The organism is Mycobacterium sp. NGS45, assembly GCF_059812645.1.
In genome coordinates this window covers 58,189-70,133 of record NZ_JCALDB010000011.1, presented here as the reverse complement: position 1 = coordinate 70,133, position 11,945 = coordinate 58,189, and the positions used below count along the sequence as shown (strand labels likewise).

Annotated in this window: 10 protein-coding genes; 9 read left to right on the top strand and 1 reads right to left on the bottom strand. The window is 68.4% G+C overall.

What is annotated here, in order from left to right:
• Window positions 1-5 precede the first annotated feature (5 nt).
• From AC5Y3P_RS12090 to AC5Y3P_RS12075, 4 genes are all read left to right on the top strand, one after another.
• Window positions 6-611, top strand: coding sequence for a DUF937 domain-containing protein (locus AC5Y3P_RS12090; protein WP_500046137.1), 606 nt, complete (start codon window positions 6-8; stop codon window positions 609-611).
• 92 nt (window positions 612-703) lie between these two features.
• Complete coding sequence (locus AC5Y3P_RS12085) at window positions 704-3,376, top strand: valine--tRNA ligase (protein ID WP_500046136.1); 2,673 nt, start codon at window positions 704-706, stop codon at window positions 3,374-3,376.
• Window positions 3,373-4,773, top strand: a complete 1,401-nt coding sequence (folC, locus tag AC5Y3P_RS12080; protein ID WP_500046135.1) for a bifunctional tetrahydrofolate synthase/dihydrofolate synthase — start codon at window positions 3,373-3,375, stop codon at window positions 4,771-4,773. Before AC5Y3P_RS12085 ends, folC begins: the two co-directional genes overlap by 4 nt.
• On the top strand, window positions 4,770-5,204 hold the full coding sequence (locus AC5Y3P_RS12075) for a DUF4233 domain-containing protein (protein WP_500046134.1): 435 nt from the start codon (window positions 4,770-4,772) through the stop codon (window positions 5,202-5,204). Before folC ends, AC5Y3P_RS12075 begins: the two co-directional genes overlap by 4 nt.
• Window positions 5,205-5,289: 85 nt before the next feature.
• On the opposite strand, the gene AC5Y3P_RS12070 is transcribed toward AC5Y3P_RS12075, so the two are convergent.
• Window positions 5,290-6,612: an adenylate/guanylate cyclase domain-containing protein gene (locus AC5Y3P_RS12070; protein WP_500046133.1), complete on the bottom strand. Its 1,323-nt coding sequence runs from the start codon at window positions 6,610-6,612 to the stop codon at window positions 5,290-5,292.
• Window positions 6,613-6,757: 145 nt separating this feature from the next.
• Between AC5Y3P_RS12070 and AC5Y3P_RS12065 the strand changes: the two genes are divergently transcribed.
• The 5 genes from AC5Y3P_RS12065 to rpmA all read left to right on the top strand — a co-directional run bounded on the left by AC5Y3P_RS12065 (window position 6,758) and on the right by rpmA (window position 11,939).
• Complete coding sequence (locus AC5Y3P_RS12065; RefSeq protein ID WP_500046132.1) at window positions 6,758-7,393, top strand: class I SAM-dependent methyltransferase; 636 nt, start codon at window positions 6,758-6,760, stop codon at window positions 7,391-7,393.
• 48 nt (window positions 7,394-7,441) lie between these two features.
• Window positions 7,442-7,852, top strand: a complete 411-nt coding sequence (gene ndk, locus AC5Y3P_RS12060; protein WP_500046131.1) for a nucleoside-diphosphate kinase — start codon at window positions 7,442-7,444, stop codon at window positions 7,850-7,852.
• 352 nt (window positions 7,853-8,204) lie between these two features.
• On the top strand, window positions 8,205-11,168 hold the full coding sequence (gene rne, locus AC5Y3P_RS12055; protein WP_500046233.1) for a ribonuclease E: 2,964 nt from the start codon (window positions 8,205-8,207) through the stop codon (window positions 11,166-11,168).
• A gap of 178 nt (window positions 11,169-11,346) precedes the next feature.
• On the top strand, window positions 11,347-11,670 hold the full coding sequence (rplU, locus tag AC5Y3P_RS12050) for a 50S ribosomal protein L21 (RefSeq protein ID WP_500046130.1): 324 nt from the start codon (window positions 11,347-11,349) through the stop codon (window positions 11,668-11,670).
• 14 nt (window positions 11,671-11,684) lie between these two features.
• Window positions 11,685-11,939 carry a 50S ribosomal protein L27 gene (rpmA, locus tag AC5Y3P_RS12045; protein WP_500046129.1) on the top strand — a complete coding sequence of 85 codons (255 nt, stop codon included), beginning with the start codon at window positions 11,685-11,687 and terminating at the stop codon, window positions 11,937-11,939.
• Window positions 11,940-11,945: the final 6 nt, after the last annotated feature.

Here is an 11,945-nt window from a genome sequence, read left to right as displayed (position 1 = left end):
GCAATATGGCGGGTCTCGACGATCTGTTCGCGCAGATCCCGGTGCAGGACATCGCGAACAAGCTCGGCGCCCCGGAGGGCGAAGTCAACACCGCGATCCAGCAGCTGGTCCCTGCCCTGGTCGGTGGTCTGCAAGTCAATGCGCAGAACGACGAGGGTGTCGCAAGCAAGATCGCGAGCTCGGCCGAAAAGCACGCCGGTCTGCTCGACGGCGGCGTGGCCGTCGATGACGTGGACGCGGACGACGGCGACAAGATCGTGGCCAACATCTTCGGCGGCAACAACAGCGACCAGGTGGCCTCGGCGCTGGCCGGTGGCGGCGCGGGCGGTGCCGGCGGCGATCTGATCAAGAAGCTGCTGCCGATCCTGGCGCCCATCGTGCTCGCTTACATCGGTAAGCAGTTCGGTGGCGGCCAGGCCGCGCAGGCCGAGCCGGCGGCTCAGTCCGGCGGCGGCAACGTGCTCGGCGATGTGCTGGGCAGCATCCTCGGAGGTGCCAGCGGCGGCGGCAACAACCCGCTGGGCAGCATCCTGGGCAGCGTGCTCGGCGGCGGTGGGGGTAACAACCCGATCGGCGACATCCTCGGTGGACTGCTCGGCGGAAAGAAGTAATTCGCCGGCAAACGTGCGTCCAGGCCCCCGAACTCCGGTCGTGAGTTCGGGGGCCTGCGCGTCGGAGGACCGGGCTTCCTAGAATTGGCCTGGTGACCGCCAGTACCCACCCCGATGCCGTCGACCCGCGGGCTGCCAGCCTGCCCAAGTCGTGGGATCCCGGTGAGGTAGAAACCACGCTGTACCAGCGCTGGGTCGACGCCGGCTATTTCACCGCCGACCCGACCAGCGGCAAGCCGCCGTACTCGATCGTGCTGCCGCCGCCGAACGTCACCGGCAGCCTGCACATGGGGCATGCGTTGGACCACACCCTGATGGACGCGCTGACCCGGCGCAAGCGCATGCAGGGCTTCGAGGTGCTGTGGCTGCCCGGCATGGACCACGCCGGCATCGCCACCCAGTCGGTGGTCGAGAAGCAGCTCGCCGCCGACGGCAAGACCAAGGAAGACTTCGGCCGCGAACTGTTCGTGGACAAGGTGTGGGACTGGAAGCGCGAGTCCGGCGGCACCATCGGCGCCCAGATGCGCCGGATCGGTGACGGCGTGGACTGGAGCCGGGACCGCTTCACCATGGACGAAGGTCTGTCCCGCGCGGTGCGCACCATCTTCAAGCGGCTCTACGACGACGGGCTGATCTACCAGGCCGAGCGGCTGGTGAACTGGTCACCGGTGCTGCAGACCGCGATCAGCGACCTCGAGGTCTCCTACCTCGACGTCGAAGGTGAGCTGGTGTCGTTCCGGTACGGCTCGCTGGACGACGCACAGCCGCACATCGTGGTGGCGACCACCCGGATGGAAACCATGCTCGGTGACACCGCGATCGCGGTGCATCCCGACGACGAGCGGTACCGGGACCTGGTCGGCAAGACCCTGCCACACCCGTTCCTGGACCGCGAGATCGTGATCGTCGCCGACGAACACGTCGACCCCGAATTCGGGACCGGCGCAGTCAAGGTCACCCCGGCGCACGACCCCAACGACTTCGAGATCGGGCTGCGGCATTCGCTGCCGATGCCGACCATGATGGACGAGCAGGGCCGGATCGCCGACACCGGAACCCAATTCGACGGCATGGACCGCTTCGAGGCCCGCGTCGCGGTGCGCGAGGCGTTGGCCGCCGAAGGCCGCATCGTCGAAGAGAAGCGGCCGTACCTGCACAGCGTCGGGCACTCCGAGCGCAGTGGCGAACCGATCGAACCGCGGCTCTCGCTGCAGTGGTGGGTCAAGGTCGAGACGATGGCTCGCGCGGCCGGCGACGCAGTGCGCAACGGCGACACCGTGATTCACCCCAAAAGCCTGGAACCACGCTGGTTCGGTTGGGTCGACGACATGCACGACTGGTGCATCTCGCGCCAGCTGTGGTGGGGACACCGCATCCCGATCTGGCACGGACCCAACGGCGAGCAGGTGTGCGTGGGGCCGGACGAAACCCCGCCGGACGGCTGGGAACAGGACCCGGACGTGCTGGACACCTGGTTCTCCTCGGCGCTGTGGCCGTTCTCCACCATGGGCTGGCCCGACCGCACGCCGGAGCTGGAGAAGTTCTACCCGACCTCGGTTCTGGTCACCGGCTACGACATCCTGTTCTTCTGGGTGGCGCGGATGATGATGTTCGGCACCTATGTCGGTGGCGACGACACCATCACCCTCGGTGGGACCCGGGGCGCGCAGGTGCCGTTCCAGAATGTGTTCCTGCACGGCCTGATTCGCGACGAGTTCGGTCGCAAGATGAGCAAGTCCAAGGGCAACGGGATCGACCCGCTGGATTGGGTCGAGGCGTTCGGCGCCGACGCGCTGCGCTTCACCCTGGCCCGCGGCGCCAGCCCGGGCGGGGACCTGTCCATCGGCGAGGACCACGCCCGCGCGTCGCGCAACTTCGCCACCAAGATCTTCAACGCCACCCGGTTCGCGCTGATGAACGGCGCCGCACTGGCCCCGTTGCCGGCCGAGCTCACCGACGCCGACCGCTGGATCCTGGGCCGGCTCGAACAGGTGCGCGCCGAAGCGGATTCGGCGTTCGAGAACTACGAGTTCTCCCGGGCCTGCGAGGCGCTCTACCACTTCGCCTGGGACGAGTTCTGCGACTGGTACGTCGAGTTGGCCAAGGTGCAACTGAACGCCGGCGCCCAGGGCACCACCGCGGTGCTGGCCGCGGTGCTGGACACCTTGCTCAAGCTGCTGCACCCGGTGATGCCGTTCGTCACCGAAACCCTGTGGCAGGCGCTGACCGACGGTCAGCCCGGCGCCGAGTCGTTGGTTGTCGCCGACTGGCCGCAGCCGTCTGGCTTTGAGCTGGATCCGGTTGCCACCCAACGCATCGCGGACATGCAGAAGCTGGTGACCGAGGTCCGCAGGTTCCGCAGCGATCAGGGTTTGGCCGACCGGCAGAAGGTGCCGGCCCGGCTGTCCGGCATCGCGCAGGCCGACCTGGATTCGCAGGTGCCGGCCGTCACTGCGCTGGCCTGGCTGACCGACGCCGACGCCGACTTCACCCCGACCGCCTCGATCGAGGTCCGGCTGGCCGGCGGCACCGTCGGGGTCGAACTGGACACCTCGGGCACCGTCGACGTGGCCGCCGAGCGGCGCCGCCTGGAGAAGGATTTGGCCGCTGCCCAAAAGGAATTGGCCGGTACCACCGCCAAGCTGGAGAACGAGGCGTTTCTGGCCAAGGCACCCGAGCAAGTGGTCGCCAAGATCCGGTCCCGCCGGCAGTTGGCCGGTGAAGAGGTGGAGCGGATCAGCGCGCGACTGGCCGCGCTGACATGACCGAACCGGCCCCGGACGAGATCGCCGCACTGCTGCAGGTCGAACACCTGCTGGACCAGCGCTGGCCGGAAACCAAGATCGAGCCGTCCACCGCGCGGATCTCGGCGCTCCTGGAGATGCTGGGTTCGCCGCAGGCGAGCTATCCGTGCATCCACATCGCCGGCACCAACGGCAAGACGTCGGTGGCCCGGATCATCGACGCCCTGCTGACTGCGTTCAGTCGGCGCACCGGCCGCACCACCAGCCCGCACCTGCAGTCGGCGGTGGAACGCATCTCGATCGACGGTCAACCGATCAGCCCGGCGACCTACGTCGAGACCTACCGCGAGATCGAACCGTTCGTGCAGCTGGTCGACGCCCAGTCGGAGGCTGCCGGCGGGCCGGCCATGAGCAAGTTCGAGGTGGTCACCGCGATGGCGTTCGCGGCGTTCGCCGACGCGCCGATCGACGTCGGGATCATCGAAGTGGGCTTGGGCGGGAGTTGGGACGCCACCAACGTGATCGACGCCCCGGTCGCGGTGATCACCCCGATCGGGATCGACCACGCCGAGTTCCTGGGTCCCGATGTCGCCTCGATCGCTGCCGAGAAGGCCGGCATCATCAAGCGGGCGGCGCAGGACCTGGTGCCGGTCGACACCGTTGCGGTGATCGCCGAGCAGCCTCCCGAGGCCATGAAAGTGATTCTGGAACAGGCGGTCTCCAGCGACGCGGCGGTGGCCCGGGAGGGCTCGGAGTTCGCGGTGCTGAACCGGCAGGTCGCGATCGGCGGGCAACTGCTGGAACTGCAGGGACTCGGCGGGGTGTACTCGGACATCTTTTTGCCGCTGCATGGTGAGCATCAGGCGCACAACGCGGTCGTCGCGCTGGCCGCGGTGGAGGCGTTCTTCGGCGCCGGGGCCGACCGGCAACTCGACGTCGACACCGTGCGGGCCGGTTTCGCGGCGGTCCGCAGCCCCGGGCGGTTGGAGCGAATGCGCAATGCCCCAACGGTTTTCATCGACGCTGCGCACAACCCGGCCGGTGCCACCGCGCTGGCGGCGGCGCTGGCCGACGAGTTCGACTTCAGCTTCGTGGTCGGCGTGCTCGCGGTACTGGCCGACAAGGACGTCCACGGCATCCTGGAAGCGCTGGAGCCGGCCTTCGATCAGCTGATCGTCACGCAGAACGGTTCACCACGCGCGCTGCCGGTGGCCGAGCTTGCCATGCGCGCCGAGGACCGCTTCGGCCAGGACCGGGTGGTGATCGCCGCGACGCTGGCCGACGCCATCGAGATGGCCATCGCCCTGACCGAAGAAGCCGGCGCGGATGCCGGGATGTCCGGGACCGGGATCGTCATCACCGGTTCGGTGGTGACCGCCGGTGCCGCGCGCACCCTGTTCGGGAGGGATCCGGAATGAGCGAGCAGCCCGACGCAGCAGGTCGGTCCGAGCCGCAGGATCAGCCGGCGCCGTCGGACCCGTGGCGCAGCTTCCGCGGCGTGATGGCCGGCACCCTGATCCTGGAGGCCATCGTGGTGCTGCTGGCGCTGCCGGTGGTCGGTGCCGTCGGCGGCGGGCTGACCGGATGGTCGACGGCCTACCTGATCGGATTCGCGGTGCTGTTGGTGCTGATGGCCGGGGTGCAGGGCCGGTCCTGGGCGCTGTGGGCCAACATCGGCGTGCAGGTGCTGTTGATCGCCGGTTGGCTGATCTATCCCGGGGTGGGCTTCGTCGGGATCCTGTTCTTGGTGGTGTGGCTGCTGATCGCCTACCTGCGCGCCGAGGTGCTGCGCCGGCAACGCCGGGGACTACTGCCCAGCCAGCGGATCGCCGAGCCGCCACCGGAGTAGCCCGCCAACCGCCGCTCTACCATCTCCGTCCCGCTCTGCGGGCCCGAAACGCGGGAAGGAGACGGCAGAGCGAATGGGCATCGGGCTAGCCGGCGATGGTTGCGAAGAGCCGCCATTCGCCCGGCACACCCTTGAGCTCATGGCTGCCACGGTCGTCGAATTCCAGCCCTGACCCAATCACCAGATCGCGCAGCGTGCTCGACACCAGCACCTCGTTCGGCCCCGCCAGCGCGGCCACCCGCGCGCCGATGTGTACCCCGATCCCGCCGATGTCGTGACCGCGTACCTCGCACTCGCCGGTGTGCAGGCCGGCGCGCACCTCGATGCCGATCGCCTGCACTGGATCCCGAATCGCCATGGCGCAGCGGATCGCTCGCTGCGGACCGTCGAACATCGCCAGGAAACCGTCGCCCGTGCTGTTCACCTCGTGCCCGCGGAAGCGTTCGAGCTGGGAACGTACGACGGCGTCGTGCGCGTCGAGCAGGGTGTGCCAATTCCGATCACCCAGCTGCGCGGCCCGGCGGGTCGAATCGACGATGTCGGTGAACAGCACCGTGGCCAGCACCCGATCGTCGATGACAACGGTCTGCTCGCCGGTGAGGAACTTGACGACCTCATGGTGCGACGCCCGCCAGTCCGGTTCGTAGCAGTGGTTGACGTTGTGCCCGGGGAGCTCGATGAACTTCGCGTCCGGCACGCGATCGGCGACGTCCTTGCCCCACGCGGGCGGGATGACCGGGTCGTCGCGGTGATGCAGGACCAGCGTTGGTACCCGGACCGTGGGAAGCAGTGCGCGAACGTCCATCTCGGCAAGCAACGGCACCATGGCTGCAACGGTGCCGGGGCTGGCCGCACCCCGTTCCCAGCGTGCCGTCGCGGCCCGAATTTCCTCGTTCCACGGCATGTCCGGGTTCATCGCGTGCATGTGTTCGCCGGTACCCCAGAGGGTGGAGAGGCCTGCTGCGACCTGTTCGGGTGTGGGTCCGTCGGCGCGCGCGGCCACTGGACTGGCGTAGCCCTCCAGCACCAGCAGTGCGACGGTGCGGGAAGGATGGGTGGCCGCGAACAGTGCACTCGTCGGCAGCGCACCGATACCCGCGTAGAGGACCGCTTCGCGACTTCCGAGATCGTCGAGCACCGCGGTGATGCTGTCAGCCCACAACTCCAGCGTGGGCAGCGCGCCCGAGCCGATCGGGTCGGACGCCCCGGTACCTGGCTGATCCAAGAGAATGACCCGGCCCAGTGATGTCATGGCCTGCAGCCACGCCTGAACTGGCGGTTGGGTGGGAAGGTCCTCACTGTTGCTGAACCACCCCGGCACCAGCACGATGTCGCGGGCGCCCGCGAGCGACGTCCGATAGGCGACGCGCAAGTCGCCGTTCATCGCGTACCGCGGCTCGCAGAACACTTCAGGATTCTAGTTCCGCCAACCGCCGCTCTACCATCTCCGTCCCGCTCTGCGGGCCCGAAACGCGGGAAGGAGACGGCAGAGCGAATGGGCCTGCCGGAACGTAGAACCCACTTGCCCCGCCGTCGTCAGTACGCTTCGAACCGTGCTGCCCAATCGGCTCAAGTTCGCCATCGGCGCTCCCGTCCTGGAGTGGTACAACCCGAAGATCGCCGGGCATCCGCACCAGCGCGTCGCAGACCTGGTCGACGCCGACGACCACCGGGTGTTGGAACTGTGCGCCGGCACCGGCTACCTGTCCCGGTTGGTGGCCCAACGCCTACCGGAATGCCGGATCGACGCGATCGACCTGTCCGTCGAGTCCTTGGCGCTCGGTCGGCGCAAGGCAGCGGCCGGCGGTCTGACCAACATCGAGTTCGTGCCGGCTTCGGCCGCCGAGTTGCCCTTTCCCGACGACACCTTCGACACCGCGATTTCGTGCTACGGCCTGCACGAAATCCCCAGTACCGAACGGGCATTGGCCTACACCGAGCTGGCCCGGGTGCTCAAACCCGGCGGTCGGGTCATCGTGGCGGACTGGGACACCCCGCAGCGTGGCGCCGCCGCAGTCGAGTTCGTCATCAAACTGACCGAGAAACCGCACGCGCTCGAGGTGCTGCGCGACGGCATCGTCGACGCCCTGCGCGCCGAGGGCTTCTCCATCCGACGGCACGACCGCGCGCAGAGTCGATTGCTGTCATTTCAACTGGTCGAGGCGGTGCTCGCCGAGCCTGCGGCCTAGCCCCAACCCGTCGTCGCCGGCTCCGGACCGGCAGGTACGCTGTGCGCCGTGACTGAGCGGACCCTGGCATTGATCAAGCCCGATGGCGTGCAGCGACAGCTGGTGGGGGAGATCCTCAGCCGCATCGAACGCAAGGGCCTCACCATCGCGGCACTGGAGCTGAAGGTGGTCAGCGAAGAGCTGGCCCGGGCGCACTACGCCGAGCACGACGGTAAGCCGTTCTTCGGCTCGCTGCTGGAGTTCATCACGTCCGGCCCGGTGGTTGCCGCCGTCCTGGAGGGTCCGCGCGCCATTGCTGCGTTCCGGCAACTCGCCGGTGGCACCGATCCGGTCGAGAAGGCGGCACCCGGCACCATCCGCGGTGACTTCGGCCTGGAAACCCAGTTCAACCTGGTGCACGGATCGGACTCGCCGGAGTCCGCAGAGCGTGAGATCGCGCTCTGGTTCCCTTCGCTCTGAACCGATCGACCCCAGCTTGGTCAACCGGCTGTCCTGGGTGTGGGATACTGACTGAGGGTGTACGCCGTCACATCGGCGGCTGAAGCCCGGATGAAGACTTCGACGAGCGCGACCACCACTAGCCTGCGGTGCGGCGCCGACCGTCACGGCCATCATTCACAACCAGGCACCGAGTGGACTCCACCAGAGTTGCTCGGGGCGAGACCCTGATAAGCCCGGGGAGAGTTACCGGGTACATAGCGGAAGCCCTCGCGCGGCCGCGTCGAACTCGACGCGCCCGGGGGCTCAAGGAGACTACGTGGAACACGATGCAGACATCCATGACCACACTGACAAAGACACCGCAGCCGAGGTGCAAACCGAGGCCCTAGGCGGCCAGGAAGCCCCGGAGGAACTGCCGGAACGGCTCCGGGTTCATTCGCTGGCCCGGGTGCTGGGAACCACCAGCCGCCGGGTACTCGACGCGCTGATCGAGCTCGACGGACGCAACCGCAGCGCACACTCCAGCGTCGACCGCGTCGACGCTGTGCGGGTGCGCGACGTGCTGGCCGCCGCCGAGGTCGCGGCCCAGACCCCGGTCAGTGAGCCCGCCGAGGCCGACGTGGCCCCGGCCCCCGAGGTCCCGGAGGCGGTGACCGAACTCGAGGCCGACCTCGACGTTCCCGAGGTGGCCACGGCGGCCGACCTGGTCGACGCACCGGCGGTCGCATCCGACCTGGACGGCACCAGCGCGGCCGACGAGCCCGAATCCAGGCTGCTGCTCGAGACCCCGGAACCTGCCCCCGAGCCCGCCCCGCAGGCCGACTACCTGCCGCTGTTCGTGGCGCCGCAGCCGGTGGCTGCGCGCCCGGCACCGGCCCCCGCCGACTCCGAGGACGACGCCGACGACGGCGACGACAGTGAGGACGGCGAGGACTCCGACGATCAGACCGAGCGGCCGGCCAATCGGCGGCGCCGGCGCGGCCGGCGCGGTCGGGGCCGGGGCCGCGGCGGGGAGACCGGCGGCGACGACGAGCGCGCCGACGGTGACAGCGACGAACAGTCCGAATCGTCCGACGACACCAGCGCCGCCGACACCGACGACGACTCCGATGACGATTCCGGCGACGACGAATCGTCCAACGGCGAGGGCGGCAGCAGTCGCCGTCGCCGCCGTCGGCGCAGGCGCAAGTCCGGGTCCGGCTCCGGCGACGATTCCGAGGCCGGCTCACCCGACGACCCGCCCAACACCGTGGTGCACGAACGCACGCCGCGGTCACGGTCGAGCCGCAACGACCGGTCGGACAACGACGAGATCCAGGGCATCACCGGTTCCACCCGGCTGGAAGCCAAGCGGCAGCGTCGCCGCGACGGACGCGATGCCGGTCGACGCCGCCCGCCGATCCTGAGCGAAGCCGAGTTCCTGGCCCGTCGCGAGGCTGTCGAGCGCACCATGATCGTCCGCGACAAGGTGCGCACCGAACCGCCGCACGAGGGCGCCCGTTACACCCAGATCGCGGTGCTCGAAGACGGCGTGGTGGTCGAGCATTTCGTCACCTCGGCGGCGTCGGCGTCGCTGGTCGGCAACATCTACCTGGGCATCGTGCAGAACGTGCTGCCGTCGATGGAGGCCGCCTTCGTCGACATCGGCCGTGGCCGCAACGGCGTGCTGTATGCCGGTGAGGTGAACTGGGAGGCCGCCGGGCTCGGTGGCTCCAACCGCAAGATCGAGCAGGCGCTCAAACCCGGCGACTACGTCGTGGTCCAGGTGAGCAAGGACCCGGTGGGGCACAAGGGCGCCCGGCTGACCACCCAGGTGTCGCTCGCGGGCCGCTACCTGGTGTACGTGCCGGGGGCCTCATCGACCGGGATCAGCCGCAAGCTGCCCGACACCGAACGGCAGCGGCTCAAGGAGATCCTGCGCGAGGTGGTACCCGCCGACGCGGGCGTGATCATCCGGACCGCCTCCGAGGGCGTCAAGGAAGAAGACATCCGCGGCGACGTCGAGCGGTTGCAGAAGCGCTGGTCTGAGATCGAAGCCAAGGCCGACGAACTCAACCAGAAGAAGGCCGGTGCTGCGGTCGCGCTCTACGAAGAGCCCGACGTCTTGGTCAAGGTGATCCGCGACCTGTTCAACGAGGACTTCTCCAACCTGATCGTGTCCGGTGAGGAATCCTGGAAGACCATCACCGGGTACGTGGATTCGGTTGCACCGGAACTGGTTTCGAAGCTGAACAAGTACGAGGCCGCCGAGGGTGGACCGGATGTGTTCGCGGTGCACCGCGTCGACGAGCAGTTGACCAAGGCCATGGACCGCAAGGTCTGGCTGCCGTCGGGCGGCACGCTGGTGATCGACCGCACCGAGGCGATGACCGTCGTCGACGTCAACACCGGGAAGTTCACCGGTGCCGGCGGCAACCTGGAGCAGACTGTCACCAAGAACAACCTGGAGGCGGCCGAGGAGGTCGTGCGCCAGCTGCGGCTGCGCGACATCGGCGGCATCGTGGTGATCGACTTCATCGACATGGTGCTGGAGTCCAACCGCGATCTGGTGTTGCGTCGGCTCACCGAGGCGCTGGCCCGTGACCGGACCCGGCATCAGGTCTCCGAGGTGACCTCGCTGGGCCTGGTGCAGCTCACCCGCAAGCGTTTGGGCACCGGCCTGGTCGAGGCGTTCTCCACCACCTGCACGCACTGTCAGGGCCGCGGCATCGTCTTGCACAGCGATCCGGTGGACAACGCCCCGCCCGCGCAGCGCAGCCAGTCCGGCGGCAGTCGGCGCAGCAAGCGCGGTCGTGGCAAGAGCAAACCCGAAGAGCAGGTGCAGGTGGCCAAGGTGCCGCCGCACCCCGCCGCTGAGCATCCGATGTTCAAGGCGATGGCCGCGGCCGGCAAGGACGACGAGGAGACCGCCGAGGACGCCGCCGGTGGCGACGAGGCCGAGGAGACCACGGCCGAGCGAGACGCTGAGCAGATCGACGTGATCGAGGACTTCGAGGCGGTCGACTCGGCCTCGGACGAGGACCAGGACGAGGATGACGGCGATGAGCCGGATGTCTCGGACGAGGACTCGGACGAGGATGAGGATGGGATCGACCTCGACGATGACGACGACGAGGATGACGACGAACTCGACGACATCGACCTCGATGACGAGGACGACGACGAAGACGACGAGGACTCCGATGACGAGGACGACTCGGATGACGACGACGAAGATGATGACTCCGACGAAGATGACGACGACGAGGACGAGGACGATGAGCCGGTGGCGGTGGTAGCCCGTCCGCGGCGCCGCCGCGCAGCCGCCCGACCAGCCGGCCCGCCGCGCAGCTGAGCCCCCAACACGCGGTTTGACCCTCTAGCAGCTGGTCACGTAACCTTGAGCAGTTGTCTGCTGGCCTTGGCCCGCAGTGGCGGACGGTCGCGGCGAAACCGCAGCCCCGCACCCCAGACCCGCGCTCGCACCCACGGGTAGCGCGCGCCCGAAGACGAGACAGAAGGCCCAAAGAGCGATGGCAGGCGAAACGAGCAAGTACGCAATCGTCAAGACCGGCGGCAACCAGTACAAGGTTGCTGCAGGTGACGTGGTCAAGGTCGAGAAGCTCGACGCTGAGCCCGGCGCCCAGGTGCAGCTTCCGGTGGCGCTGGTCGTCGAGGGTGCCAACGTCACCTCCAAGGCCGACGACCTGGCCAAGGTCTCGGTCACCGGCGAGGTGCTCGAGCACACCAAGGGCCCCAAGATCCGCATCCACAAGTTCAAGAACAAGACCGGCTATCACAAGCGCCAGGGCCACCGTCAGCAGCTGACGGTGCTCAAGGTCACCGGCATCAAGTAACCAGGAGTAGCGACATGGCACACAAGAAGGGCGCATCCAGCTCACGTAACGGTCGCGACTCTGCCGCCCAGCGCCTCGGCGTCAAGCGGTTCGGCGGCCAGGTCGTCAAGGCCGGCGAGATCATCGTCCGCCAGCGCGGCACCCACTTCCATCCCGGCGTGAACGTCGGTCGTGGCGGCGACGACACGCTGTTCGCTTTGTCGGCCGGCGCCGTCGAGTTCGGCAGCAAGCGCGGCCGCAAGACCGTCAACATCGTTCCGCAGGTCTAGCCAGAA

Excerpts from the sequence above, each read along its gene's own strand:
- AC5Y3P_RS12090 (WP_500046137.1), top strand. The coding sequence starts at position 6 with ATGGCGGGTCTCGACGATCTGTTCGCGCAGATCCCGGTGCAGGACATC.
- folC (WP_500046135.1), top strand. The coding sequence starts at position 3,373 with ATGACCGAACCGGCCCCGGACGAGATCGCCGCACTGCTGCAGGTCGAA.
- AC5Y3P_RS12075 (WP_500046134.1), top strand. The coding sequence starts at position 4,770 with ATGAGCGAGCAGCCCGACGCAGCAGGTCGGTCCGAGCCGCAGGATCAG.
- rplU (WP_500046130.1), top strand. The coding sequence starts at position 11,347 with ATGGCAGGCGAAACGAGCAAGTACGCAATCGTCAAGACCGGCGGCAAC.
- rpmA (WP_500046129.1), top strand. The coding sequence starts at position 11,685 with ATGGCACACAAGAAGGGCGCATCCAGCTCACGTAACGGTCGCGACTCT.